At 64.0% G+C, this 26246-nt stretch carries 25 protein-coding genes; 11 read left to right on the top strand and 14 right to left on the bottom strand.

Annotated elements, in window-relative coordinates; all coding sequences use genetic code 11:
* Window positions 1-151: 151 nt before the first annotated feature.
* Window positions 152-889, bottom strand: a complete 738-nt coding sequence (locus AC27VQ_RS15105; RefSeq protein WP_488716905.1) for a response regulator transcription factor — start codon at window positions 887-889, stop codon at window positions 152-154.
* A 314-nt stretch (window positions 890-1203) separates the two neighbouring features.
* Between AC27VQ_RS15105 and AC27VQ_RS15100 the strand changes: the two genes are divergently transcribed.
* From AC27VQ_RS15100 to AC27VQ_RS15085, 4 genes are all read left to right on the top strand, one after another.
* Window positions 1204-2814 carry a phosphoenolpyruvate carboxykinase gene (locus AC27VQ_RS15100; protein ID WP_488716904.1) on the top strand — a complete coding sequence of 537 codons (1611 nt, stop codon included), beginning with the start codon at window positions 1204-1206 and terminating at the stop codon, window positions 2812-2814.
* Window positions 2815-2927: 113 nt separating this feature from the next.
* Complete coding sequence (gene arfB, locus AC27VQ_RS15095; RefSeq protein ID WP_313530120.1) at window positions 2928-3362, top strand: alternative ribosome rescue aminoacyl-tRNA hydrolase ArfB; 435 nt, start codon at window positions 2928-2930, stop codon at window positions 3360-3362.
* 175 nt (window positions 3363-3537) lie between these two features.
* Window positions 3538-4050, top strand: a complete 513-nt coding sequence (gene lysM, locus AC27VQ_RS15090) for a peptidoglycan-binding protein LysM (RefSeq protein WP_313530123.1) — start codon at window positions 3538-3540, stop codon at window positions 4048-4050.
* Window positions 4051-4674: an alpha-ketoglutarate-dependent dioxygenase AlkB gene (locus tag AC27VQ_RS15085; RefSeq protein WP_313530126.1), complete on the top strand. Its 624-nt coding sequence runs from the start codon at window positions 4051-4053 to the stop codon at window positions 4672-4674.
* A 63-nt stretch (window positions 4675-4737) separates the two neighbouring features.
* Here AC27VQ_RS15085 and coaA read toward each other — a convergent pair whose 3' ends face one another.
* From coaA to AC27VQ_RS15045, 8 genes are all read right to left on the bottom strand, one after another.
* On the bottom strand, window positions 4738-5733 hold the full coding sequence (gene coaA, locus AC27VQ_RS15080) for a type I pantothenate kinase (RefSeq protein WP_488716903.1): 996 nt from the start codon (window positions 5731-5733) through the stop codon (window positions 4738-4740).
* On the bottom strand, window positions 5733-6053 hold the full coding sequence (locus AC27VQ_RS15075; RefSeq protein WP_244763466.1) for a phosphoribosyl-ATP diphosphatase: 321 nt from the start codon (window positions 6051-6053) through the stop codon (window positions 5733-5735). Before AC27VQ_RS15075 ends, coaA begins: the two co-directional genes overlap by 1 nt.
* Before the next feature lie 10 nt (window positions 6054-6063).
* Entirely contained in the window at window positions 6064-6840 is a 777-nt protein-coding gene (hisF, locus tag AC27VQ_RS15070) for an imidazole glycerol phosphate synthase subunit HisF (protein ID WP_134648624.1), read from the bottom strand.
* Entirely contained in the window at window positions 6837-7580 is a 744-nt protein-coding gene (hisA, locus tag AC27VQ_RS15065; RefSeq protein WP_313530133.1) for a 1-(5-phosphoribosyl)-5-[(5-phosphoribosylamino)methylideneamino]imidazole-4-carboxamide isomerase, read from the bottom strand. The genes hisF and hisA overlap by 4 nt, the downstream gene beginning before the upstream one ends.
* Window position 7581: 1 nt before the next feature.
* On the bottom strand, window positions 7582-8223 hold the full coding sequence (gene hisH, locus AC27VQ_RS15060; protein ID WP_488716902.1) for an imidazole glycerol phosphate synthase subunit HisH: 642 nt from the start codon (window positions 8221-8223) through the stop codon (window positions 7582-7584).
* 1 nt (window position 8224) lies between these two features.
* Complete coding sequence (locus AC27VQ_RS15055) at window positions 8225-8695, bottom strand: DUF2628 domain-containing protein (protein ID WP_488716901.1); 471 nt, start codon at window positions 8693-8695, stop codon at window positions 8225-8227.
* A gap of 25 nt (window positions 8696-8720) precedes the next feature.
* Window positions 8721-9314, bottom strand: a complete 594-nt coding sequence (gene hisB / locus AC27VQ_RS15050) for an imidazoleglycerol-phosphate dehydratase HisB (protein ID WP_488716900.1) — start codon at window positions 9312-9314, stop codon at window positions 8721-8723.
* Window positions 9315-9985: 671 nt separating this feature from the next.
* Complete coding sequence (locus AC27VQ_RS15045) at window positions 9986-10114, bottom strand: hypothetical protein (protein ID WP_314095326.1); 129 nt, start codon at window positions 10112-10114, stop codon at window positions 9986-9988.
* Between the two features lie 229 nt (window positions 10115-10343).
* Between AC27VQ_RS15045 and hslV the strand changes: the two genes are divergently transcribed.
* From hslV to AC27VQ_RS15025, 4 genes are all read left to right on the top strand, one after another.
* Window positions 10344-10904 carry an ATP-dependent protease subunit HslV gene (hslV, locus tag AC27VQ_RS15040; RefSeq protein ID WP_421594518.1) on the top strand — a complete coding sequence of 187 codons (561 nt, stop codon included), beginning with the start codon at window positions 10344-10346 and terminating at the stop codon, window positions 10902-10904.
* Between the two features lie 117 nt (window positions 10905-11021).
* Complete coding sequence (gene hslU / locus AC27VQ_RS15035) at window positions 11022-12326, top strand: ATP-dependent protease ATPase subunit HslU (RefSeq protein ID WP_488716899.1); 1305 nt, start codon at window positions 11022-11024, stop codon at window positions 12324-12326.
* A gap of 179 nt (window positions 12327-12505) precedes the next feature.
* Complete coding sequence (locus AC27VQ_RS15030; protein ID WP_488717061.1) at window positions 12506-13441, top strand: DUF1402 family protein; 936 nt, start codon at window positions 12506-12508, stop codon at window positions 13439-13441.
* 61 nt (window positions 13442-13502) lie between these two features.
* The gene (locus AC27VQ_RS15025; protein ID WP_488716898.1) at window positions 13503-14912 is read left to right on the top strand and encodes a cytochrome P450; all 1410 of its coding nucleotides are present in this window, start codon (window positions 13503-13505) and stop codon (window positions 14910-14912) included.
* Here AC27VQ_RS15025 and AC27VQ_RS15020 read toward each other — a convergent pair.
* The gene (locus tag AC27VQ_RS15020; RefSeq protein ID WP_488716897.1) at window positions 14857-15405 is read right to left on the bottom strand and encodes a hypothetical protein; all 549 of its coding nucleotides are present in this window, start codon (window positions 15403-15405) and stop codon (window positions 14857-14859) included. The two genes, AC27VQ_RS15025 and AC27VQ_RS15020, sit on opposite strands and share 56 nt — an antisense overlap.
* 124 nt (window positions 15406-15529) lie before the next feature.
* Between AC27VQ_RS15020 and AC27VQ_RS15015 the strand changes: the two genes are divergently transcribed.
* Entirely contained in the window at window positions 15530-17536 is a 2007-nt protein-coding gene (locus AC27VQ_RS15015; protein WP_488716896.1) for a hydantoinase/oxoprolinase N-terminal domain-containing protein, read from the top strand.
* A 125-nt stretch (window positions 17537-17661) separates the two neighbouring features.
* Window positions 17662-19830, top strand: coding sequence for a malate synthase G (locus tag AC27VQ_RS15010; RefSeq protein WP_488716895.1), 2169 nt, complete (start codon window positions 17662-17664; stop codon window positions 19828-19830).
* Between the two features lie 107 nt (window positions 19831-19937).
* Here the strand turns inward: AC27VQ_RS15010 and AC27VQ_RS15005 are convergent, their stop codons facing one another.
* On the bottom strand, window positions 19938-20600 hold the full coding sequence (locus AC27VQ_RS15005; protein ID WP_313532565.1) for a L,D-transpeptidase: 663 nt from the start codon (window positions 20598-20600) through the stop codon (window positions 19938-19940).
* Window positions 20601-20986: 386 nt separating this feature from the next.
* Here AC27VQ_RS15005 and AC27VQ_RS15000 point away from each other — a divergent pair, with 386 nt between their 5' ends.
* The gene (locus AC27VQ_RS15000; RefSeq protein WP_488716894.1) at window positions 20987-21517 is read left to right on the top strand and encodes an MmcB family DNA repair protein; all 531 of its coding nucleotides are present in this window, start codon (window positions 20987-20989) and stop codon (window positions 21515-21517) included.
* A 3-nt stretch (window positions 21518-21520) separates the two neighbouring features.
* Here AC27VQ_RS15000 and AC27VQ_RS14995 read toward each other — a convergent pair whose 3' ends face one another.
* The 3 genes from AC27VQ_RS14995 to hrpB form a co-directional block, all read right to left on the bottom strand.
* Window positions 21521-22090 (bottom strand): ActR/PrrA/RegA family redox response regulator transcription factor, encoded by a 570-nt coding sequence (locus AC27VQ_RS14995; RefSeq protein ID WP_488716893.1) that lies wholly within the window; start codon window positions 22088-22090, stop codon window positions 21521-21523.
* A gap of 75 nt (window positions 22091-22165) precedes the next feature.
* Complete coding sequence (locus tag AC27VQ_RS14990) at window positions 22166-23467, bottom strand: ActS/PrrB/RegB family redox-sensitive histidine kinase (RefSeq protein WP_488716892.1); 1302 nt, start codon at window positions 23465-23467, stop codon at window positions 22166-22168.
* A gap of 20 nt (window positions 23468-23487) precedes the next feature.
* Window positions 23488-25956 carry an ATP-dependent helicase HrpB gene (hrpB, locus tag AC27VQ_RS14985; RefSeq protein WP_488716891.1) on the bottom strand — a complete coding sequence of 823 codons (2469 nt, stop codon included), beginning with the start codon at window positions 25954-25956 and terminating at the stop codon, window positions 23488-23490.
* Window positions 25957-26246 lie beyond the last annotated feature (290 nt).

Here is a 26246-nt window from a genome sequence, read left to right as displayed (position 1 = left end):
CCGACCGCGGCATGCCATCGCTGCCGCGGTTCATGCAAGCGATTTTACGCCTGGGACTCCGTCTGGTTCTGGATGAGCCAGACCGAGTCCCAATTTCTTTGTTTCCGTTTGCCTTGTCGAGAAAACCGGTTCCCACTTTTCCTGGCAAACTTTAAGCCGCTTCGCGGAAACGGTAGCCGACGCCGTAGAGCGTTTCGATCATGTCGAAATCGGTATCGACCATCTTGAACTTCTTGCGAAGCCGCTTGATGTGGCTGTCGATGGTGCGGTCGTCGACATAGACTTGCTCGTCATAGGCGGCGTCCATCAGCGAATCGCGGCTCTTCACCACGCCGGGGCGCTGGGCGAGCGAATGCAGGATGAGGAATTCCGTGACCGTCAGCGTCACCGGCTCGCCCTTCCAGGTGCAGGTATGACGCTCCTGGTCCATGACGAGCTGGCCGCGCTCCAGCGAGCGGGCGGTCACTTCGCCGGCCTTGGCCGGTGTGCCGGCGGTGCCACCGCCGGCCGAGGCAGCGGCCTCGCGGCTGGACGCGCGGCGCAGGATCGCCTTGACGCGCTCGACCAGCAGGCGCTGCGAGAACGGCTTGGTGATGAAGTCGTCGGCTCCCATCTTGAGACCGAACAGCTCATCGATCTCTTCATCCTTGGAGGTGAGGAAGATGACCGGGATGTCCGATTTCTGGCGGAGCCGCCGCAGGAGTTCCATGCCGTCCATGCGCGGCATCTTGATGTCGAAGATGCCGAGATGCGGCGGGCGGGCGAGAAGGCCGTCGAGCGCGGACGCACCGTCCGTATAGGTCTCGACCTTGTAGCCCTCGGCCTCCAGAGCGATCGACACGGATGTGAGAATATTCCGGTCGTCGTCGACGAGTGCGATCGTCTGCATCCTGTTAGTCTCCATATTCATCGGCGCCTTTCCCGACCTCGGATCCGAGTTCCTGTCCTGGATGTGATGTGCCTTCCTGGGGGTAAAGGTGGAACAAATTGTGGCAGAGATAAAGGATGACGTTTCAGGCCGGTTTTCCAATGGGCTTTTAAATCGATTATTCAACCGATTAAAAAAGTCAGACAAATATTTAAATCGATTAATTAATTGATATTATTGCCTAATTTCCGATTGCCTCTTGTTTTTATGACAGGAGCAGATTAGCTTCCGGCAAAATTCACCATGGGTCTTCGTCCACGGAGGAAATCTGGACCATGCAGGAAATCGGCGTTCGCAACCCCGCTCTGGGGCTCACCGCGATGGGTATCAACACCAACGGCACGGTTCGGTATAACTTTGCAGCAGAGGCCCTCTATGAAGAGGCGCTCGGTCGCGGCGAAGCTGTGAAGACCGCCCACGGCGCCCTTCGCGCCCTGACCGGCCAGCACACCGGCCGCTCGCCGAAAGACAAGTTCGTCGTTCGCGACGAAAACACCGAAAACGCCATCTGGTGGGACAACAACAAGGCCGTGTCGCGCGCGCATTTCGATGCGCTGCATGCCGACATGCTGGCCCATGCCGGCAGCCGCGATCTCTTCGTGCAGGACCTCATCGGCGGTGCGGACGCGGATTATGCGCTTCCGACCCGCGTCGTCACCGAGCTTGCCTGGCACTCGCTGTTCATCCGCAACCTGCTCATCCGTCCGGAAGAGAAGGATCTTGCCGGCTTCGCCCCGAAGCTCACGATCATCGACCTGCCGACCTTCAAGGCTGATCCGGCCCGCCACGGCGCGCGCACCGAGACGATGATCGCCTGCGATTTGTCGCGCGGTATCGTGCTCATTGCCGGCACCTACTATGCCGGTGAGATGAAGAAGTCGGTCTTCACCGTTCTGAACTGGCTGCTGCCGTCGGAAAAGGTCATGCCGATGCACTGCTCGGCCAATGTCGGCCCGGATGGCGACGCTGCCGTGTTCTTCGGCCTGTCGGGCACCGGCAAGACGACGCTCTCGGCCGATCCGAACCGCACGCTGATCGGCGATGACGAGCACGGCTGGGGCGAAAACGGCATCTTCAACTTCGAAGGCGGCTGCTACGCCAAGACGATCCGTCTTTCAGCCGAAGCCGAGCCGGAAATCTACGCGACGACCCAGCGTTTCGGCACCGTTCTCGAAAACGTCGTGCTCGACGCCAACGGCGTTCCGGATTTCAACGACGGCTCGCTGACGGAAAACACCCGTTGCGCCTACCCGCTGCATTTCATCCCGAATGCCAGCGAGACCGGCCGTGCGCCGCATCCGAAGACGATCATCATGCTGACGGCCGATGCCTTCGGCGTCATGCCGCCGATCGCCAAGCTGACGCCCGATCAGGCCATGTACCACTTCCTCTCCGGCTACACCGCCAAGGTTGCCGGCACGGAGCGTGGCGTGACCGAGCCGGAAGCCACTTTCTCGACCTGCTTCGGCGCTCCATTCATGCCGCGTCACCCGACGGTCTACGGCAACCTGCTGAAGGAACTCATCGCCGAGCACGGCGTCGACTGCTGGCTGGTCAATACCGGCTGGACCGGCGGTGCCTATGGTGAAGGCCGCCGCATGCCGATTAAGGCGACGCGCGCTCTGCTTGCCGCCGCCCTCGATGGCTCGCTGAAGAGCGCGCTCTTCCGCCGCGATGACAATTTCGGCTTCCAGGTTCCGGTCTCGGTTCCCGAGGTCGATACCAAGATCCTCGACCCGCGCTCGACCTGGGCCAACGGTGCCGCTTACGACAGGCAGGCCCAGAAGCTCGTCGACATGTTCATCGCCAACTTCGAGAAGTTCGAGGATCAGGTGGACGGTAGCGTGCGCGACGCGGCACCCGGCCTCAAGGCCGCCGCCGAGTAAGCTTTCGGTCATGATTCACGTGAAACCCGGCTCACAAGGCCGGGTTTTTCGTCTGTGCAACCGGCTTTCCGTTTGTCTGTTTGCCCGCTAAAACGGCCCGGAAAGGAATTTCCATGGCCAGCGACCCTCTCTATATCAGCAACACGATCACCATTGCCGGCTGGGAACTGACCGAGCAATTCGTGCTGGCGGGCGGTCCAGGTGGGCAGAACGTCAACAAGGTCTCGACCGCGGTCCAGCTGTTCTTCGACCTGCGCAATTCCCCCTCCCTGAACGAGCGGGTCAAGGCGAACGCCGAAAAGCTCGCCGGACGCCGGGTCTCCAAGGAGGGCGTGCTGCTGATCGAGGCGAACCGCTTCCGCAGCCAGGAGCGCAACCGGGAGGATGCGCGCGAGCGGCTGAAGGAGCTGATCCTCAAGGCGGCCGCGCCGCCACCGCCGCCGCGGCGGAAAACCAAGCCGACGAAAGGCTCGATCGAACGCCGGCTCAAGGAAAAATCCGGCCGCTCGGACGTGAAACGTATGCGGGCCAAGCCCGGTGGCGAATGATTGCCGCAACTTGGCCGTTAATCGATGGGAATGAAACGAAACCTTTCCTTTGCGGGAAGGCTCTGCTTAGAGTTTGACAGGGAAAAGTGGAAACCGGTTTTCCCGAAAGGGCAAACGAAAATAAAGAAATCTGGAACCGGATAGGTTCCAGTTCGGAAAAACCAGGGAGGTAGGCATGGGTCTCTTCAGCTTTATCAAGAACGCCGGCAAGAAGCTCGGCATCGGCGACGACGAGGATGCGCCGGCAGCCGAAGCGGTCAAGAAGGAACTCGATTCCTTCGATCTCGGCACCAAGAACGTTGAAGTCTCCGTCGAAGGCGACAAATGCGTGCTGAAAGGCGTCGTGGCCGACCAGACCGCCTTCGAAAAGGCCGTCATCGCCGTCGGCAACACGCTCGGCATTTCCAAGGTGGAAGCCGCTGAGCTCAAGGTTGCTCCCGAATCCGGCTTGAAGCTCGAAAAGCTTGACCTGACCGAACTCCTGAAGACCTCGACGCCGGCCGCTGCCCCCACGCTCTACACCGTCAAGAAGGGCGACAATCTCTGGAAGATCGCCGAGGCGCATTACGGCAAGGGCAAGGGCACCAAGCATACGGTGATCTTCGATGCCAACCGGCCGATGCTGTCCCATCCGGACAAGATCTATCCCGGCCAGGTGCTGCGCATTCCGGACCTCTCGGAAGCGTAAGTGGCGACGTCCGGGCGCGGCCTCGCTCCGGGGCTGCGCTATTTCCCCGATCATTTCGACCGCGCGGCGCAGGAGGCCCTCGCCGCCGCCATAAGGCAGGTCGTGGCCGAGGCACCGCTCTTCGTGCCGCGCATGCCGAAGACGGGAAAACCCATGTCGGTCCGCATGACCAACTGCGGATCGCTCGGCTGGGTGACGGACAAGGAGCGCGGCTATCGCTACCAGCCCACCCATCCCGAAACCGGTCGCCCCTGGCCGGCCATTCCCGAGGCGCTTCTCTCCCTGTGGAACGATGTTTCCGGCTTCGACAGGCCGCCGGAAGCCTGCCTCGTCAATTTCTACGATCCCGATGCTAAGATGGGCCTGCATCAGGACCGCGACGAAAACGAATTCGCCGCGCCCGTCGTTTCCGTCTCGTTGGGCGATCAATGCCTGTTCCGCGTCGGCGGCGTTTCGCGCAACGATCCGACGCGGTCGTTCCGGCTGTCGAGTGGTGATGTCTTCGTCTTTGGCGGGGAAAGCCGGCTTATCTTTCACGGCGTCGACCGGATCTATCCCGATACCTCGACGCTTCTGAAGAATGCCGGCCGGATCAATCTCACGCTTCGCCGCGTCAATCCGTAGAGGATGTCTAGCGCAATCCCAGCAAAACCGCTTCGCGGTTTTGCTGGGATTGCTTGAATCCGGCTACAGTTTGCGCAACACCACCGTCTCGATGAGGTGATTCCTGCCCTTTTGCAGGATCAGGTCGGCGCGCGGGCGGGTGGGAAGAATGTTCTGGTGCAGGTTCTTCAGGTTGATGTTGCGCCAGAGGTTTTCCGCAATACCCAACGCCTCGGTCTCGCTGATCGTCGCATAGCGGTGGAAATAGGAATCCGGGTTGCGGAAGGCCGTTTCGCGCAGGCGCATGAAACGATCGACGTACCAGGTGTGGATCAGCGCCTCCTCGGCGTCGATATAGATCGAGAAATCGAAGAAATCCGAAACCATCGGCACGACCTTGCCGTCGGCCGGCAGGTTGCGCGATTGCAGCACGTTGATGCCCTCGAAGATCAGGATATCCGGGCGGTCGATCGTGCGGAAGGCATTGGGCAGCACGTCATAGGTCAGGTGCGAATAGGTCGGCGCCTTGACGTCCTTCTTGCCGGCCTTGATCGCCGAAAGGAAACGCAGGAGCGCGCCGATATCGTAGCTTTCCGGAAAACCCTTGCGCTCCATCAGGTTCTCGCGCTGGAGCACGGCATTCGGATAGAGGAAGCCGTCGGTCGTCACGAGATCGACCTTGGGGCTGGAGGGCCAGCGCGACAGGAGTTCCGCAAGGATACGCGCCGTGGTCGATTTGCCGACCGCGACCGAGCCGGCAATGCCGATGACGAAGGGCGTCTTGGCTTCGTCCGAGAGGGTCAGGAAGCGCTTGCGCTGCTCGAACAGCATCTGCGAGGATTCGACATGGGCCGACAGCAGGCGCGACAGCGAGAGATAGATGCGCCGGACTTCATCGAGGTCGATCGGGTCGTTCAGCGAGCGCAGCCGCTGAACCTCGTCGGCCGTCAGGGTGAGCGGCGTGTCGGCGCGGAAATGGGCCCATTCGTCTGCCGTGAAAAAGCGGTAGGGCGAATAATCCCGGTTGCCGAAATCATCCGGAATATCCGGCTGGTCCTTGTCGCGCGCTGCCTGAATCATCAGCTTTTCCGGCTGGCCTTCTCCACGAGACCGGATTGGCTCGTGCGCCGTTCCAGCTCCCCCATCACATCTTGTAACGCCACCCCGCCGATTTTCAATACGACCATCAGATGATAGAGCAAATCGGCCGTTTCGCTCGTCAGGGCGGCCTTGTCGCCCTCGATCGCCGCGATAACGGTCTCGACGGCCTCCTCCCCGAGCTTTTTTGCTGCCTTTTGCTGTCCGGCCGCAACAAGCTTGGCCGTCCAGCTTTCCGACGGATCGGCCTTCGAACGGGCGTCGACGATCTCGACGAGGTCGGCAAGGGTGAAGGTGCTCATCGCTCTCTCCTCAGTCGAGCCGCATGGCAATGCCATGCTCGGCCATGTAGCGCTTGGCTTCGCCGACCGTGTAGGTGCCGAAATGGAAGATCGAGGCGGCCAGCACCGCCGTCGCATGGCCGTCGCGCACGCCCTCGACGAGATGATCGAGCGTGCCGACGCCGCCGGACGCGATGACCGGTACGGAGACGCGGTCGGCGATGGTGCGGGTCAGGGCGATGTCATAGCCGCCCTTCTGGCCGTCGCGGTCCATGGAGGTTAGCAGCAATTCTCCGGCCCCGCGCTCGACCATCTTTTCGGCGAAAGCGACGGCGTCGATGCCGGTCGGCTTGCGGCCGCCATGGGTGAATATCTCCCAGCGGTCCTCCTCGCCTTCGGCCGAGACCTTCTTCGAATCGATCGAGACGACGATGCACTGGTTGCCGAACTTGTCGGCCGCCTCGGCCACGAAATCCGGGTTGGAGACGGCCGCCGAGTTGATCGACACCTTGTCGGCCCCGGCGAGCAGCAGCTTGCGGATGTCGGCCACGGTGCGCACGCCGCCGCCGACGGTCAGCGGCATGAAGCAATGATCGGCGGTGCGCGCCACGACGTCGAAGATCGTGTCGCGGTTGTCGGAGGAGGCGGTGATGTCGAGGAAGCAAAGCTCGTCGGCACCGGCCGCATCATAGACTTTCGCCGATTCGACGGGATCGCCGGCATCGACGAGATTGAGGAAGCTGACGCCTTTGACGACACGGCCGTCCTTCACGTCGAGGCAGGGAATGACACGGGCTTTCAGGGTCATGCGGCTTCTCCCCGCGCTGCACGGATGGCAGCCAGCGCTTCGGTCGGATCGATCCGGCCGTCATAGAGCGCCCGGCCGGAAATCGCGCCTTCGAGCTTGCGGGCATCGGGGGCGACGAGGCGGTGGATATCGTCCATCGAGGCAAGCCCGCCCGAGGCGATGACGGGGATGGAAACGGCCCCGGCGAGCTCCAGTGTTGAGGCCCAGTTGATGCCGGCCAGAATGCCGTCGCGGTCGATGTCGGTGTAGATGATCGCGGCGACGCCCGCACCCTCGAACTTCTTCGCGAGCTCGATCACGCCGAGCTCGGAGGCTTCCGCCCAGCCCTCGACGGCGACCTTGCCGCCCTTGGCGTCGATGCCAACGGCGACCTTGCCGGGAAACTGCTTGCAGGCCTCGATAACGAGCGCCGGATCGCGCACCGCAACGGTGCCGAGGATGACACGGGAGAGGCCACGCGACAGCCAGTTTTCGATATGATCGAGCGTGCGGATGCCGCCGCCGAGCTGCACCGGGTTCTTCGTGGCTTTCAGGATCGCATCGACGGCGGCGCCGTTGACGCTCTCACCGGCGAAGGCGCCGTTGAGGTCGACGACGTGCAGCCATTCGAAACCTTGGTCCTCGAAGGCTTTCGCCTGAGCGGCCGGGTCGGGATTGTAAACGGTGGCCTGGTCCATGTCGCCAAGCTTGAGGCGAACGCACTGGCCGTCTTTCAGGTCGATGGCGGGAAAGAGGATCATTTTATGGCTTCCAGCGCAGGAAATTGGTGATGAGGGCGAGGCCGAGCGTCTGGCTCTTTTCCGGATGGAACTGCGCGCCGGCCTTGTTGCCGTTGGCGACGAAGGCGGTCATCGGGCCGCCGTAATCGACGGTCGCGACCACATCCTCGGGGTTTTCGGCGGCGAGGTGGTAGGAATGCACGAAATAGGCGTGCAGCGTTTCCGGGATGCCATCGAAGAGCGGGTGGGCTTGGTTGCGGTCGAGCGTGTTCCAGCCGATCTGCGGGATCTTCAGGCTCTGGTCGCGGGGTGTCATCTTGACGACGTCGCCCTTGATCCAGCCGAGGCCTTCGGTCGTGGTTTTTTCGAGGCCGCGCGAGGACATCAGCTGCATGCCGACGCAGATGCCGAGGAAGGGCCGGGCCTTGGCCTCGACCGTCTCGCGCAGCGCCTCCACCATGCCGGGCACGGCATCGAGGCCGCGGCGACAATCGGCATAGGCGCCGACGCCGGGCAGCACGATGCGGTCGGCGCTCGCGACGCGCTCAGCCTTGTCCGTCAGGTCGATCTCGGCGGCGATGCCGGCCTCGCGGGCGGCGCGTTCAAAAGCCTTGGTGGCCGAGCGCAGGTTGCCCGAGCCGTAATCGATGATCGCAACGCGCATGTCAGCGTCCTTCCTTGAAACCGACGAGGCCGAGCATGGGAGCGTGCCGGCGCGCGGAGGTTTCGGAGGCCGGGAGGGAAACGCTGTCTCGCGCTTCCGCCTCGCCGGCCGGGGTTTCCATATAATAAATCTCTTCCGCCGTTGCGCGGTCGTCGGCCGAAACCACGGCATCGACCGTCCAGCCCCGGCGCTCAAGGCCGGCGACGACCATCGCAGGGCCTTCCAGCGCGACGATGAGGCTGGTGGCAAGGCAGATGCCGAGGCCGGAAAGGCCAAAGACGGGATGGTCCGCAATTGCTGCGCCGAGCGCCTGGACGGCGAAGGCGAGTGCCGCGGCAAGCCAGGCGCGATGCCAGAGCAGCCAGATCACGGGCAGGACGAACGCGACCCAGGAAAAGCGGTCACGGATGATGCGGGCTTTTTCGTCACCGGATTTTGCGCCGGGCGGTATCAGAAAGAGGAACGTGGCCATCAACAGGCCTCCAGCTTTGCCTTTGTTAGGCCAGCGAACCCTTCGTCGAGGGAACGCGGCCCGCCTGGCGGGGATCGATCTCGGTCGCGGTGCGCAGCACACGCGCGACGGCCTTGAAGCACGTCTCCGAGATATGATGGTTATTGGCGCCGTAGATGTTCTGGATATGCAGCGTGATGCCGGCATGCTGGGCAAGCGCGTTGAAGAATTCACGCACCAGTTCGGTATCGAACGTGCCGATCTTCGGGGCCGAGAACGCGACGTTCCAGACGAGGAAGGGACGGCCGGAGACATCGACGGCGGCGCGCGTCATCGTTTCGTCCATGGCAAGGTCGAGCGAGGCATAACGCGTAATGCCGCGGCGGTCGCCGAGTGCCTTGGCGATGGCCTGGCCGATGGCAATGCCGGTGTCTTCCACCGTGTGGTGGTCGTCGACATGCAGGTCGCCTTCGGTCTTGATGTCCATGTCGATGAGCGAATGGCGCGACAGCTGGTCGAGCATATGATCGAAGAAACCGACGCCCGTCGAAATGCGCGACGCGCCGGTGCCGTCGATGTCGACGGTGACCGATACGGAGGTCTCGTTCGTCTTGCGCGAAACGCTGGCGGTGCGGCTCATGGCAGTCTCCGGTAATTTGACCGCCGCTCCTTAACAGGGCTCTTCAAAAAACGCCAGTCTTTCGAGGGCTTTCGGCGCATGCGGGAGCGGCCCGCACGGCTTGCCGTCGGGATTATGGAGGGATCCGGAGAACCGCGCGAAAGCGTCGCCTCTGGAATGGGTGTGTGGGTGGCTTCGCTTTCGCGCGGCCCAGGCGTTCTTCGGAGGCGGTCTAATCCTCCTTCAGGCATGGCAAGGCTTCGCTGCGCATCGTCTTCGCATGAGCCTTGTCCGAAAACCGCTTGGCAGAGGTTCCGGGGTCATGCGTGGCAATGCTTGCATGGCGGACCCAAGCCGACCCCGCGACCCGGGGAAGGGGGAAGCCTCGCACGCCGGGGGACGTCACGCCCCCGATGCTCCACGCCTCTTTCGCGCCTGCCGTACGTTTCGGCGGGACACGAAAGCGCCTCCTCCCGCCCGCATCGACACGTTACGCGATCCGTCCGGCGGTGGAAGGATATTCAGGATAGTGCGGGTTTGGCGAGCGGGGAAAATGGGGGTGCGAAAAATGCGGTGGGGTGGGGATCGAGGCCATTTTTTTGGCAAGCCCACCCGGCCCCTCGACGCAGGAGGGGGCGGAAAGAAGAGGGGAAGAGAGGGATGCGGGCGTGCCGGCATCCCCCTGCGTCGCGTCATTTCTTCTTCGTCGCACTCTCGCTGTTCTTCACCTGCGATCCCAGAGTCGGGGGGGCCTTTTCGGCCACCTTGTCCTTCTTGGGTTTGCGCGTTTCCTTGTTGCTGCGAACCTGCCCTTTTGCCATTGCCGTAACCCCTTTGCGTTGCTGGGAGACCATAACCGCCTCATCAAGTGGGGAAAGCAAGGCTTATTTTGGACGGCGGCGTTCTTGTCCCGCTTTCCTTGCGCGCGGGCCGGGGAGCGACCCGATGGCGGCGTTTGCAATTGGCGAAACGCCGCTTACATAGGACACAACGAGGCCGCCTCGCTGGCGGTGCCATTGCCCGGGATGCCGGGTTTTCGAAGGTATGCTTATGAGTGAACACAACCCCTACGCTTCCATGCACGCCACGACGATCATCACCGTCCGCAAGGACGGCAAGGTGGTCATGGCGGGCGACGGCCAGGTGAGCCTTGGCCAGACCGTGATGAAGAGCAATGCGCGCAAGGTGCGCCGTATCGGCAAGGGCGACGTGATCGCCGGTTTTGCCGGTGCCACGGCGGACGCCTTCACGCTGCTCGAACGGCTGGAAGCCAAACTCGAACAATATCCCGACCAGCTGATGCGGGCTTCCGTGGAGCTTGCCAAGGACTGGCGCACCGATCGGTATCTTCGCCGGCTCGAAGCCATGATGCTCGTCGCCGACAAGACCGTCACGCTGGCGCTGACCGGCAATGGCGACGTGCTGGAGCCGGAACATGGCACGATGGCGATCGGTTCGGGCGGCAACTACGCCTATGCCGCGGCGCGCGCGCTGATGGACAGTGACAAGTCGGCGGAAGAGATCGCCCGCAAGGCCATGCAGATCGCCGGCGACATCTGCGTCTATACCAACCACAATTTCGTGGTGGAGACGCTGGATGCCGACCGCTGAGGCCGTCCTGCCCGCGCCTTTCGACAGGGCGGGCGGAGTATTACACGATGATCCTTCCCCAAGGGGCGGCCGGGCGCTGATCATGGCCCGGGAACGCTGCCAGAAAACGGAAAGCCAATGACCAATTTTTCCCCCCGCGAGATCGTCTCCGAACTCGACCGTTACATTATCGGCCAGCACGATGCCAAGCGCGCCGTGGCCATCGCGCTCAGGAACCGCTGGCGTCGCCACCAGCTGGAACCGGACCTGCGCGACGAGGTGATGCCGAAGAACATTCTGATGATCGGCCCTACGGGTGTCGGCAAGACGGAGATTTCCCGCCGCCTGGCAAAACTCGCCGGTGCGCCCTTCGTCAAGGTCGAGGCCACCAAGTTCACCGAGGTCGGCTATGTCGGCCGCGACGTCGAGCAGATCGTGCGCGACCTCGTCGAGGTCGGCATCGGCCTGGTGCGCGAGAAGAAGCGCGCCGAGGTGACGGCCAAGGCCCATGCCAATGCCGAGGAACGCGTGCTCGACGCGCTGGTCGGCGCCACGGCCTCGCCGGCGACGCGCGATTCGTTCCGCAAGAAGCTGCGCAACAACGAGCTGGATGACAAGGAAATCGAAGTCGACGTCGCCGATAGCGGCACGCCGGGCGGTTTTGAGATCCCCGGCATGCCGGGCGCCAATATCGGCGTGCTGAACCTGTCGGAAATGTTCGGCAAGGCGATGGGTGGGCGCACCAAGAAGGTCAAGACGACGGTCAAGGATAGCTACAAGATCCTGATCGACGACGAATCCGACAAGCTGCTCGACAACGAGCAGATCCAGCGCGAGGCGATCCACTCGGCCGAAAACGACGGCATCGTGTTCATCGACGAGATCGACAAGATCGCCGCGCGTGATGGCGGCATGGGGGCGGGCGTTTCGCGCGAGGGCGTGCAGCGCGACCTGCTGCCGCTCGTCGAGGGCACGACGGTGGCGACGAAATACGGGCCGGTGAAGACCGACCATATCCTCTTCATCGCCTCTGGCGCCTTCCATGTCTCGAAACCCTCGGACCTGCTGCCGGAATTGCAGGGCCGCCTGCCGATTCGCGTCGAACTGAAGGCGCTGACCAAGGAGGATTTCCGCCGCATCCTGACGGAGACGGAGGCGAGCCTCATCCGCCAGTACAAGGCGCTGATGGAGACCGAAAGCGTCGAGCTGGATTTCACCGAGGATGCGCTGGATGCGCTGGCCGACGTTGCGGTCCAGCTCAACAGCAGCGTCGAGAATATCGGCGCGCGCCGCCTCCAGACGGTGATGGAACGGGTGCTCGACGAGATTTCCTTCGAAGCGCCGGACAAGGGCGGCAACAAGCTGGTCATCGATGCCGACTATGTGAAGGCGCATGTCGGGGTGCTGGCGGCCAATACGGATCTGTCGCGCTACATCCTGTGACCTTTCGGCACCGGCGGCCCATCAGGTGCCGCCGGTGCCGCTTTTTTGCTCGACAGGAAAGGCGGCGCGGCCTAGGCCTTTGCCCGCGCCTGGCATCATTCCGACACGATTGTCTTGCATCGGTCCCGCCATCCGCCGAGAGATTCGACCAGACAGGAACCGCAACCGTGCGTCAGCTCATCCCTGTGTTTGCCCTTGCCGCCACGCTCGTCTTCCAGAGCCAGACCACGGCCCTGGCGATGGACGTGGTGCCCGAAGGCAACCGCAATGCCGAGCAGCCGGCCATTCCCGGCGCCTCCGTGCGCCGCACCAAGGCGGGCAAGACCTCCTTCGATGCGAAATACGAGAAGGTGCGCGATCTCCTGGCGAGCGATCGCCAGCTGACCAGCAAGATCAAGGCGACGGCGGCGAAATACGGCATTGCCCCAATCCACATGGTCGGCGCCATCGTCGGCGAGCACACCTACAATGTTGACGCCTATGACCGGCTGCAGAGCTACTATGTGAAAGCGGCGTCCTATACGGGCAGCTTCCGCTTCGCCTATGACGGCGAGAATGTCGCCGATTTCGTCGCGCGGCCGGAATTTGCCAAATGCGCCGACAAGAAGGGCTCCTATGCGCTGTGGACGTGCCGCGAGGGCGTCTGGAACCGGACGTTCAAGGGTGAGACGGTCGGCGGTACGTCCTTCCCGAACAACCGCTTCAGCGCGGTGTTCTTCCAGCCGTTCTATGCCGGCCAGACCTTTGGTCTCGGCCAGATCAACCCGCTGACGGCGTTGACGCTGACCGACGACGTCTCACGCATCTCCGGTTACGACAAGCTGGACGAAAACGATGCGGCCGGCGTCTATCAGGCGATCATGGATCCCGATATGTCGCTCGCCTATATGGCGGCGTCCATCCGCCGCTCGATCGATGCCTACAAGAAGATCGCCGGCGTCGATATTTCGAAGAATCCGGGCCTGACCTCGACACTTTACAATATCGGCAACCCCGATGCCCGCGCCGCCGCCTTTGCTGCACGCCGGGCCGCCGGCGAAGTGACTTGGCCGGAAGAGAACTATTACGGCTGGCTGATCAACGACAAGCTGGCAGAGCTTCAGTCTCTTCTCTAACCTCCGCCTCTATATCGGCCCAGTCTTCCCGTAAGACGTGCCGATAACAAGGAGGCAGATAATGGACATGCGTCCCGAGCCGTTCGAACCGCCGGCCCCGATCCCGCGCACCGTGCCGCCGTCGAAGCTGGAGATCATCCGCACTGTCTTCCGCAATCCGCTGGAATTGTGGGGCGAGCCGTCCTATACGCTGCCCTGGATCATGACGAGTTTCTTCGGCGAGAAGACGCTGATCGTCAACGATCCCGGCCTGATCAAATACCTGCTCGTCGACAATGCCCAGAACTACAAGATGGCGGTGGTGCGCCAGCTCGTGCTGCGCCCGATCCTGCGTGATGGGCTTTTGACGGCGGAGGGCGCGGTGTGGCGCCGCTCGCGAAAGGCCGTGGCACCGATCTTCACGCCGCGCCACGCCAAGGGTTTTGCGACGCAGATGCTGGCGCAATCCGAGCTTTATGCAAAGAAGTATGAAGGCGCAGACGGCGAGGTCTTCGATATCGGCAACGACATGACGGAGCTGGCCTTCGCGATCCTCTCGGAAACGCTGTTTTCCGGCGAGATCGTCACGTCCTCCGACAAGTTCGCCGACGACGTGGACGACCTCCTGCATTCGATGGGCCGGGTCGATCCGATGGATCTGCTGCGGGCGCCCGCCTGGGTGCCGCGCGTGACGCGCATCGGCGGGCTCAAGGTGTTGAGGAAATTCCGCAAGATCGTGCGCGATACGATGGACCTGCGCCTCAAGCGCATGAAGGCGGACGACGGCAGCGCGCCGAACGATTTCCTGACGCTGCTGTTGCGGGCGGCGGGGCCGGACGGGCTGACCATGGAGGAGGTGGAGGACAATATCCTCACCTTCATCGGTGCCGGCCATGAGACGACGGCGCGTGCGCTGGCCTGGACGCTCTATTGCGTCGCCAATTCCCCGCATGTGCGCGACGCGATGGAGGAGGAGATCGACCGGGTCGTCTCAAGCGGCGCCGATCCCGTCGACTGGCTGGACCTCATGCCCTGGACGCGGGCGGCCTTCGAGGAGGCGATGCGGCTCTATCCGCCGGCCCCTTCTATCAACCGCGAGGCGATCGCCGACGATCGCTGGACGAGCCCGTCCGGCGAGGTGGTCGAGATCCCCCGCGACGTCACCATCCTCGTCATGCCCTGGACGCTGCATCGCCATGCGCTGCTCTGGCAGAAGCCGCGTGCCTATATGCCGGAGCGTTTCCTGCCGGAGAATCGCGAAGCGATCCACCGCTTCCAGTATCTGCCCTTTGGTGCGGGGCCGCGCATCTGCATCGGTGCGACCTTCGCCATGCAGGAGGCGATCATCGCGCTCGGCGTGCTGATGCATCGCTTCCGCTTCGACATGACCGAGGATACGAAGCCCTGGCCGGTGCAGCGCCTGACGACGCAGCCGGCTAACGGGCTGGCGTTACGGGTGCGGGCTCGTCCCCACGCTTCTTCGGCTTCTTGATCGTCTTGATCGAGGCGCAGGTCGCTTCCGGATTCTTGCAGGGCTGGTAGATGACGATCTCGCTGCCGCTGCCGTCGTCCCACACCGCCTGCACGGCGATCGTCTTGGCCTCACCCGGTTTCAGGTTGAGGTAGAGCCAGTTCTGGCTGTCGTCCGACGGCAGGTTGAAGGGCAGTTCCGGGTCGCATTTTGCCATAGGGAAGGTCTTGTCGAGCGTATCCGAGTTTATCGAGTAGCGCACTTCCTTCAGCCGGCAATGCATGGTCTGCAAGGCGGTGAAATAGATGAGCTGCTGGCCCGAGAATTCGCGGAACTGCACCCAGCCGGTCTGCTTGTTGGCGTCCAGCATCGCCTTGTAGATCGCGACGTCCGGGATCTGCGCCTTGTATTCCTCCTCGTCCGTTTCCTGGGCATGGGCGGGCAGGCTGCCGGCAAGAAGCGCGGTGCCGAGAAGAAGACGCGCCAGAAGCGGCCGAATGGAGAATGGGATCAAGGGAAGGCTCCTCGTTCTTTCATCTGATGTCGCCGGCAGGATGGTGGCATTTGGCCTGGACATGCAATAACACCATTCCAGACCCGCTTTGAAAAGAGATGGCGGGAAGTCCGGAAGAATTCTCGTGGCAGACCATTTGTTACTCGGCATCGATACCGGCGGCACCTATACGGACGCCGTGCTCTACAGTGAAACCCGGGGCGTCGTCGCCCGCGCCAAGGCGCTGACCACGCGCCACGACCTCGCGGTCGGTATTTCCGGCGCGGTGGAGGCGGTGCTGACCGAGGCGCAGGTGCCGGTCGCGGCCATCGGCCTCGTCTCGCTGTCGACGACGCTTGCCACCAACGCTCTCGTTGAAGGGCAGGGCGGGCGCGCCGGCCTCGTGATGATCGGCTTCGGACCCGACGATCTCAAGCGCGACGGGCTCGCCGATGCGCTCGGCAACGACCCCGTCATTTTCCTGCCCGGCGGCCATAACGTACATGGCAACGAGACGCCGCTCGACATGGCCGCACTCGACGAAGCCCTGCCGGTGCTGTCGGAAACCGTCTCCTCCTTCGCTGTCGCCGGCTATTTCGCCGTGCGCAACCCGGCGCATGAGCAGCGCGTGCGCGACCGCATCCGCGCGGTCTCGCATCTGCCCGTTACCTGCAGCCACGAACTCTCCTCGAAACTCGGCGGCCCGCGCCGGGCGCTGACGACGCTCTTGAACGCTCGCCTCGTCTCGATGATCGACCGGCTGATCGGCGCCTGTGAGGATTATCTCCAGCGCCGGGGCATCCATGTGCCGATGATGGTGGTGCGCGGCGACGGTGCGCTGATTTCGGCGGCGGAAGCGCGGCTGCGGCCGATCGAGACCATTCTGTCCGGTCCGGCGGCGAGCCTTGTCGGCGCGCGTCATCTGACGGGTCTCGATAATGCCGTTGTCTCCGATATCGGCGGCACGACGACGGATGTGGCGGTGCTCGACAACGGCCGGCCCAAGCTCGATGCTGAAGGTGCCGTCGTCGGCGGCTATCGCACCATGGTGGAAGCCGTCGCCATGCGCACCTTCGGGCTGGGCGGCGATTCGGAAGTGCGCATCAACGACCGGGGCCTCAAGGCGAAGATCGATCTGGGGCCGCGCCGCTTCATGCCGCTCAGCCTTGCTTCGCAGCTGCATCCCGAGGCGGTGGTTCCCGTGCTGGAACGACAGCTGCGCGCGCCGCATATGGGCCGCCACGATGGGCGTTTTGCCGTGCGCACCGGCGTGCCGGAACGGCTGGCGAGCGGCCTGACGGCACAGGAGCAGGCGCTTTACGAAAAGATCAGCGCCACGCCGCTGCCGCTCGACGGCCTGCTGGTCTCCACACCACAGAAGGCAACGCTCGACCGGCTGGTCGCGCGCGGCCTCGTGCATATCTGCGGCATCACGCCATCGGATGCCATGCATGTGCTGGGCGGACAGGGGCAGTGGGATGCCGTGGCCGCGCGCCTTGGCCTCGAACTTGCCGCCCGCACCAAAGATGGCTCCGGCCGGGCGATCGCGGAGTCGCCGGAAGCGCTGGCCCGCACGCTGGTCGACCGGCTGACGCGGCAATCGGCCGATGTCATCCTCTCCGCCTGCCTAGCCGATGACGGCGTGGGCGCGCTCGATCCGGCCAATTCGATCTCCATCGACCGGGCGCTGCACCGGGTTCCCGGCATCGTGGCGTTCCGCATCGCGCTCGACCGGCCGCTGGTCGGCCTCGGCGCCTCGGCGCCTGTCTATTATCCCGATATTGCCGACATGCTGGGCGCGGAATCCTCCATTCCCTCGGATGCCGGCGTGGCGAATGCCGTCGGTGCCGTCGTCGGTCAGGTGCGCAATGCCGTGACGGTCTTCGTGACTCAGCCGGAAGAGGGCATCTTCATCGTCAACGGTGCGGGCGACAGCCTGCGCCTGATCAACGAGGACGAGGCCTTCTCGCTGGCCAAGGAGCGGGCGATGACGGCGGCACTCCACGCGGCGCGCGCCAACGGTGCGGACGAGCCGGTCGTCAGCCTTTCGGAGGCGATCGATGCACCGGAAGTCGAGGGGTCGCGCAAGCTGATCGAGGCGCGGTTTACCGCCACCGCCAGCGGCCGGCCGCGCATCGCGGAAGAGGTATAAGTAAGATTTATTCCCGAGCGGAATAAATTCTTTATGCCCTTGCCGAATTGACTATGAATGAAACCTCCGGAAAGTGGGACCATTCGGGATACTCCCCCTTGTCCCGCCCATTCGGAGCCTTTCAGATGTCTTATACCGAAAAAGCCGGTCTTTCGATCGACAGCGCCCTTTATGATTTCATCGTCACGGAAGCCCTTCCCGGCACGGGCGTGGATGCGGAGCGCTATTTCGCCGATTTTTCCGCCATCGTGCATGATCTGGCTCCGGAAAACCGCGCGCTTCTCGCCAAGCGTGACGCGCTGCAGGAAAAGCTCGACGCCTGGTATCGCGCAAACGGCGCCCCGGTCGATATGGCGGCATATGAGGCCTTCCTGCGCGAGATCGGCTATCTCCTGCCCGAGGGCGGCGACTTCTCCGTCACGACAGACAATGTCGATCCGGAGATCGCAAGCCTTGCCGGCCCGCAGCTCGTCGTTCCCGTCATGAATGCGCGTTATGCGCTGAACGCCGCCAATGCGCGCTGGGGCTCGCTCTACGACGCGCTCTACGGCACCGACGCCATCCCGGAAACCGACGGCGCGGAAAAGGGCAAGGGCTACAATCCCGTGCGCGGCGCCAAGGTCATCGCCTGGGCGCGCGGCTTCCTCGATGAGGCCGCACCGCTTGCCGGCACGTTCTGGCGCGAGGCCGCGGGCCTTTCCGTTGAAGACGGCAAGCTCGTCGTCGCGCTGATCGGCGGCGGCAAGACGGGTCTCGCGGATGAGACGAAGTTCGCCGGCTATGTCGGCGAAGCCGCAGCACCCACGCATCTTCTCCTGCGCAACAACGGCCTGCATATCGAAATCCGCATTGATGCGACCACGCCGACCGGCAAGGACGATGCGGCGCATATTTCCGATGTCGCGATCGAATCGGCGCTGACCACGATCATGGACTGCGAGGATTCCGTCGCCGCCGTCGATGCCGAGGACAAGGTCGTCGTCTATCGCAACTGGCTCGGTCTGATGAAGGGCGATCTGTCTGAGGAGGTTGCTAAGGGCGGCAAGACTATTACGCGCCGCCTCAACCCCGACCGTGCCTTTACCGCGCCGGATGGTTCGGCCGGCTCGCTGCGCGCGCGCTCGCTGATGCTGGTGCGCAATGTCGGCCACCTCATGACCAATCCGGCGATCCGCGACCGCGACGGCAACGAGGTGCCGGAGGGCATCATGGACGCCATGGTTACCGCGCTGATCGCGCTGCATGATGTCGGCGTCAACGGCCGCCGGCAGAATTCGCCTGCCGGCTCAATGTATGTCGTCAAGCCGAAGATGCACGGCCCGGAAGAGGTCGCCTTCGCGTCCAAACTGTTCGGCCGCGTCGAGGCCGCCGTCGGCATGGCGCCCAACACGATGAAGATGGGCATCATGGATGAGGAGCGCCGCACGACCATCAACCTCAAGGAGGCGATCCGCGCCGCCAAGGACCGCGTCGTCTTCATCAATACCGGCTTCCTCGATCGCACCGGTGACGAGATCCACACCTCGATGGAAGCGGGTCCGATGATCCGCAAGGGCGACATGAAGCAGGCCGCCTGGATTTCCGCCTACGAGAATTGGAACGTCGATATCGGGCTTGAATGCGGCCTGTCCGGCCATGCGCAGATCGGCAAGGGCATGTGGGCCATGCCGGACCTGATGGCTGCGATGCTGGAGCAGAAGATCGCCCATCCCAAGGCCGGCGCCAACACCGCCTGGGTTCCCTCGCCGACGGCGGCGACGCTGCATGCGACGCACTATCATAAGGTCAATGTCGCCGCGGTGCAGGCCTCGCTGCGCACGCGTCCACGCGCAAAGCTCACCGACATCCTCTCCGTTCCGGTCGCGGTGCGGCCGAACTGGACGCCGGAGGAAATCCAGCGCGAGCTCGACAACAATGCGCAGGGCATCCTCGGTTATGTCGTGCGCTGGATCGACCAGGGCGTCGGCTGCTCGAAGGTTCCCGATATCAACGATGTCGGCCTGATGGAGGACCGTGCGACGCTGCGCATCTCCGCCCAGCACCTCGCCAACTGGCTGCACCACGGCGTCATCACCGAGGCGCAGATTCTCGAAACGATGAAGCGCATGGCCGCCGTCGTCGACGGGCAGAATGCCGGCGATTCGCTCTACCGCCCGATGGCCGGCAATTTCGACGGCTCGATCGCCTTTAAGGCCGCCGTCGAGCTCGTGCTCGAGGGTCGCGCGCAGCCGAACGGCTATACCGAACCGGTCCTGCACCGCCGCCGCCTCGAGCTGCAGGCCGCTGCGGTCTGATTTGTCTTGCGGCAAGGCGGCTCACGCCTTGCCGTTCAATGCCCCAAACGAAAGAAGCCGCCGGAGCGATCCGGCGGCTTCTTCTCTATATAAAGACTGTCCTGTGCTTACTGCTGGACGACGACGCGGGCGCCCTTGCCGGGACGGACGCGGCTGTAGAGGTCGATGATGTCCTGGTTCATCAGGCGGATGCAGCCCGACGAGGCGGCCGTGCCGATGGATGCCCATTCCGGCGTGCCGTGCAGGCGGAACAGCGTGTCCTGGCCCTTCTCGTTGAAGAGATACATGGCGCGAGCGCCGAGCGGGTTTTTCAGGCCCGGACCCATGCCGTCCTTGACGTAGCGCGCGACGTCAGGCTTGCGGTCTGCCATTTCCTTCGGCGGATGCCAGGTCGGCCATTCCTGCTTCCAGGCGATGTAGGCTTCACCCTGCCATGCGAAACCGGACTTGCCGACGCCGATGCCGTAACGCACGGCCTTGCCGCCGGGCAGCACATAATAAAGGAAGCGGTTCGGCGTGTTGACGACGATCGTGCCGGGCTTCTCGCTGGTGGCGTAATCGACGATCTGGCGGTGGAACTTGGTGTTCACCTTGCTGATCGGGATCGCCGGCAGGGCATAACCGTTGTCCTCGACGGCGCCGTAATCCGACGTGAAGATAGCATTGGTCGCCACCTTCTCGCCCGGAAGGGAGGTCGAGGACGAGGAGCAACCAGCGAGCGTGACGGCTGCTGCGAGGCCGCACAGGAGGAGGGCATTGCGGAAGCGCATGAGGGTCTCTTGTAAAGGAATTAAGATGTTCCGGGACGCGGGAACTTTCATCGATTATGGTTTATTTTCGATTAACCCAGTCAATGCAAGTGTGTGCGCTGCGGCATGGGCTTATGCGAAAGCAAAAAGCTGCCGGATTGTTTTTTTGCAACAACAATGCCGGTATCTCGCCACTTTCGCTCGGCCCCGACACTGCCAAGCACGCCGCAGCGCGCCGTTCAATGGCCTTGGAGCCCAGAGCGCCCAAGCCGCACAAGAACAGTCTCGCGCAGTTAATAGAACCTTTTTCTCGCCGCAGTTTTGCCCGCTGTCTTAACGTTTTCCGGCATGGCCGCATCGATTTCGCGGGATCGGCGGCTAGAATGTGATTCGCGAGGTGTTGACCGATGACGATCGTTTCCCTTCACAACGACAATCCGCTGCTCGACGGTCGCCAGTCCGACCGTGCCATGATGGTGCGCCGCGGCGTGCAGCGCATGCTGATGGAAATGCGCCATGCGGTGCTGCCGGAACTGACGCTGGCAAGCGGCCGGCGCGCCGATCTCATCAGCCTGTCGGACAAGGGCGAGATATGGATCGTCGAGATCAAGACGTCGGTCGAGGATTTTCGCGTCGATCGCAAATGGCCCGACTACCGTCGCCACTGCGACCGGCTGTTCTTCGCCACCCACAAGGACGTACCACTCGATATCTTTCCGGAAGAGTGCGGGCTCCTCCTCTCCGACGGCTATGGCGCGCACATGCTGCGCGAGGCGCCGGAGCACAAGCTGGCGGCCCCGACACGCAAGGCGGTCACCTTCGCCTTCGCCCGCGTCGCGGCGGGCCGGCTGCTTCTGGCGGAGTTTGCGATGGATTCGCGCCGCGACGGGCCTGATATGTCGGCGATCGTCTCGGGGCGGCGCGACGAGCCCGCTTGATTTTTACTTTGGCGCGCGCTTGGCCAGGATGCGCTGGAGCGTGCGGCGGTGCATGTTGAGGCGGCGGGCCGTCTCGGAAACATTGCGGTCGCACATTTCATAGACGCGCTGGATATGTTCCCAGCGCACGCGATCCGCCGACATCGGGTTTTCCGGCAGCTCGACCTTTTCGCCGGGGCGCTGCGTCAGTGCGGCAAAGATGTCGTCGGCATCGGCGGGCTTGGCGAGGTAATCGACCGCGCCGAGCTTCACGGCGTTCACGGCGGTGGCGATGTTGCCGTAGCCGGTCAGCATGATGATGCGTGTGTCGTCGCGGCGCTGGCGGATGGCGGAGATGACGTCGAGGCCGCTGCCGTCGCCGAGGCGAAGATCGACCACGGCATATTTCGGCGGGTTGGTCTTGGCCTTGGCAATGCCCTCGGCGACCGATTCGGCCGTATCGACGGCAAAGCCGCGGGTTTCCATGGCGCGCGCCAGACGGCGCAGGAAGGGCGCATCGTCATCGACGAGAAGAAGCGAGGGATCCGGCCCGATATCGTCGGATGCGGTCTGCGGTTCGATGTTTTCAGCCATTTTCGTCTTCCGTCGCGGATATCGTCCAGTCTTGATCGGGATCAGCTTATCACCCCTAAGGCTGTGCCGGTAAAGTCATTTCACGCCCTTGGTCTCCATGCGGGCCCGCGGCCAATCGACCGAGACGCGCGCCCCCGGCTGGTCGCCCGTGCGGTTGGCGAAGGTCAATTTGGCGCCGGACCGCTCCAGCAGCGTCTTGGCGATGAAGAGGCCGAGCCCCAGCCCGCCCGCCCGCTCGTCCTTCTGCCGCTTGGTGACGTAGGGATCGCCGATGCGCTGGAGAACGTCGGCCGCATAACCGTCGCCGTCGTCCTCGATGACGATCGTCACCTTGTCGGGCGTGTGGCCGACGGTGACGGTCACCGCCTCGCGGGCATGGTCGACAGCGTTTTCCAGGAGATTGCCGAGGCCATAGAGAATGCCGGGATTGCGGTTGCCGACCGGCTCGCCGTCGCGCCCGCCCTCTTCGACGAGGTTGAGCGTGATGCCGAATTCACGGTGCGGCGCCAGCACCTCCTCCATCAGCGAGGAGAGCGGCAGCACGCGCATATGCGCTTCGTCCTCCGTCGAAAGCGTGGTCAGCCGGCGCAGGATATCGCGGCAACGTTCGCTCTGGCTGCGCAAAAGCTGCACGTCTTCCTTGAACCGCTCGTCCGTGCCGAGTTCACGCTCCATTTCACGCGCCACCACGCTGATCGTGGCGAGCGGCGTGCCGAGCTCATGGGCGGCGGCGGCGGCGAGGCCGTCGAGCTGCGACAGATGCTTTTCGCGCTGGAGGATCAGTTCGGTCGCCGTCAGCGCGTCCGAAAGTTCCTTGGCCTCCTGCGACACCCTATAGGAATAGAAGGCGGCGAAGGCGGTGGTCGAAACGATGGCGAACCAGAAGCCGGCCGTCAGCACCGGCGGCACGACGAGCAGCGTGCCGACATACCAGGGCAGCGGGAAGGGTGTGAAGGCGAGCGCCGTGATGCCGGCGACGGCAAGGCCGCCGAGCGTCAGGCTGAAGCGGATCGGCTGGAGCGACGACGAGATGATGACGGGCACGCAGACCAGCGGTGCGAAGGGATTGGCAAGGCCGCCCGTAATGAAGAGCAGCGCCATCAGCTGGCAGAGATCGAAGGCAAGAAGCGTGAAGGCGGAGGCGGGCGTCAGCCGGTGTGCCGGGGCAAAGCGCACGGCGAGGAAGAAGTTGACCGCCGCAAGCAGCGCGATCAGCACCGCCGCCGGCAGCAGCGGCAGCGGGAACTTCAGCCAGAAGGCGACGACGAGGACGCTGATCGACTGGCCGGCGACGGCAAGCCAGCGCAGGCGGATCAGCGTTTCCAGGCGCAGCCGTCGGCCGGAGGCCTCGAAGTCGATATCCTGATAGAATGCCATGATATGTCCCTTCTCTTCCGTCATGTGCCGCGCGGCTTGGCGCGCGTCGTCGGCATGGCCTCGGCCGGGTCCTCCGGCCAGGGATGTTTGGGATAGCGCCCGCGCATGTCGGCGCGCACGTCCCGCCACGAGCCCGCCCAGAAGCCGGGCAGGTCGCGCGTCGTCTGGATCGGCCGATGGGCCGGCGAAACCAGTTCCAGCAGCAAGGGCAGACGCCCGCCGGCCACGGACGGATGCTGCTTCAGCCCGAACAGCTCCTGCACGCGGATCGACAGCACCGGCTCGTCGCCATCATAGCGGATCGGATGGCGCTGCCCCGTCGGCGCCTCGAAATGGGTGGGCACGAGCTTGGCGATATCGCGCTGCAACTCATAGGGCACCAGCGCCATCAGGCCATCGTGCAGGCTCGCCGCCGTGATGTCGTCGATCCCGCGGGTGTTTTCCTGGAAGGGCGTGAACCAGGTGTCGAGCGCGGCAAGCAGGGCATCATTGCTCGTATCGGGCCAGGGCGCGCCGAGCGAGCGGTACAGGAAGCCGATGCGGTCGCGCAACTGCGCCGCCTCGCGCGAAAACGGGATGGCTTGCAGGCCGAGCTCGCGAACGCCGTCGGCCAGCGCCTGCGCAGCCTTCGGCCCGGTCGGGCGCTTGAGCGGCGCCTCCTCGAGGATCATCGCGCCGAGGCGCACCACGCGGCGTGCGCGCACCTGCCGGCTTGCCCGGTCGAAGATGCACTGGTCCTCGCGCACGATCTTGTCGGTAAGCTCGGCCTCGACGGTGGCGCGGTCGATCTCGGCGGCGGCGAGGATGCGCTGCCGCCCGGCTTGGCCGGTGAGATCGGCGACGACGATCATGTCGGCGCCCGCCAGTCGCTCGGTCTCCGGCACTTCGCCGCCGCGGCCGTTCGCCATGAGGAAGCGCCCCCGGCCGCCGCGCTGCAGGGCGATGCGATCGGGAAAGGCATGCAGCAGCAGCGCGCCCGGCGTGCTCGTCGTTCCACCCCTGGCCGTGCCAAAACCCTCGGCCATGCGCTGGGCAAGTTTTCGCGCCGCATCCGCCCGTTCGCCGCGCTCCTGGGAGAAGCGGCGCAGGCGCTCCTCGATATCCACCGAGGGTCCGCCCAGCCCCTGTTCGGTGAGAAGCACGGCCAGCCGCGCGGCGGCACCCTGCTCGCCCGTTTCGGCGGCGGACAGGATCATCGCGGCGAGCCGCGGCGGAAGCGCCAGTTCGCGGATGCGCTTTCCCGCCGGCGTCAAAGCGCCGCCGCCATCCAGCGCGCCGAGCAGACGCAGCAGGTTGCGGGCCTCCTCCACTGCCGCCGCCGGTGGCGGATCGACCAGCCGCAAAGACGCAGGATCGGAAACACCCCAATGGGCGGCATCGAGCATGAAGCCGGAGAGATCGGAGGACAGGATCTGCGGCGGCGTGAAGGCCGGCAGCGCCGCCGTCTGGCCGGCGTGCCACAGACGGATCGCCACGCCCGGTTCCGTTCGCCCGGCGCGGCCGGCGCGCTGGTCGGCCGAGGCGCGGGAGACGCGTACGGTCTCCAGCCGCGTGATCCCGGTCGCCGCCTCGAAGACCGGCAGGCGCTGCAAACCGCTGTCGATGACGATACGGACGCCGTCGATGGTGATCGACGTTTCGGCAATCGAGGTCGCCAGCACGATTTTTCGCGTGCCTGCGGGCGCGGGGCGGATCGCCGCGTCCTGCTCCTTCTGGCCGAGATTGCCGTAAAGCGGCACCACCGTCGTCTCCGGCCCGAAGCGCCCCTCAAGCCGCTCTGCGGTGCGAAGAATCTCGGCCTGCCCCGGCAGGAAGGCGAGGGTCGATCCGCTTTCCGCGCGATGCGCTTCTATGATGGCGCGCGCCATACTGTCTTCTATACGTTCGCCGGCCGGTCGGTCCTGATGGCGGATCTCGACAGGATAGCTGCGGCCCTCGCTGACGATGGCGGGCGGATGATCGAGCAGCGCGGACACCCTGTCGACATCGAGCGTTGCCGACATGACGACGATCCTCAGGTCCTCGCGCAGGGCCGCCTGCACGTCCAGCGCCAGCGCCAGCCCGAAATCCGCGTCGAGCGAGCGCTCATGGAATTCGTCGAAGAGAACGGCGGAAACACCCGCCAGCTCGGGATCGTCGAGGATCATCCGGGCGAAGACGCCTTCCGTCACCACCTCGATGCGCGTCTTCGCCGAGACGCGATTGTCCAGCCGCATGCGATAGCCGACGGTCTCACCCACTTTCTCGCCGAGCAGGGACGCCATGCGGCCAGCCGCTGCGCGCGCCGCAAGACGCCGGGGTTCGAGCAGAACGATCTTGCCATCGCCGCGCCAGGTTTGCTCCAGCAAGTAGAGGGGCACCAGTGTCGTCTTGCCGGCTCCAGGCGGCGCCGAGAGCACCGCGCGCGCGCCGCCGGAAAGAACGGCTCCGAGATCGGGCAACACATCCGTGATAGGTAGTTTGGGCAGTGTCTCTGATATCGACGCCATGATTGGTCTGCGTATCCATATATAGAGGAGAAAGGCGCCAGCGATGCCGGAGCCGCTCTGTTCCCGTCTGAATAGCCCGCTGGGGAGGACCGGAAAAGGGCTGAGAGGATGTCTCGGTCGTCCGAAAGCACGCTATGCGGTGGCAGTAAGAAATTTTACCACCTGGACAAGATTTTGAATTGCGGAATCGCAGGTTCGATCGGCGCTCTGGGGTCCTACTCTTGGCTTCACTCGAAATATCACAACAAAACCAATCACTTGTCGATTTTCTCTATTTTTATGAAAAGGGG

The sequence above is a fragment of the Shinella sp. 20P9.1.1 genome, from assembly GCF_057798995.1.
The sequence above is the reverse complement of the archived record's forward strand: the minus strand, read 5'-3'. Positions and strand labels throughout refer to the sequence as shown.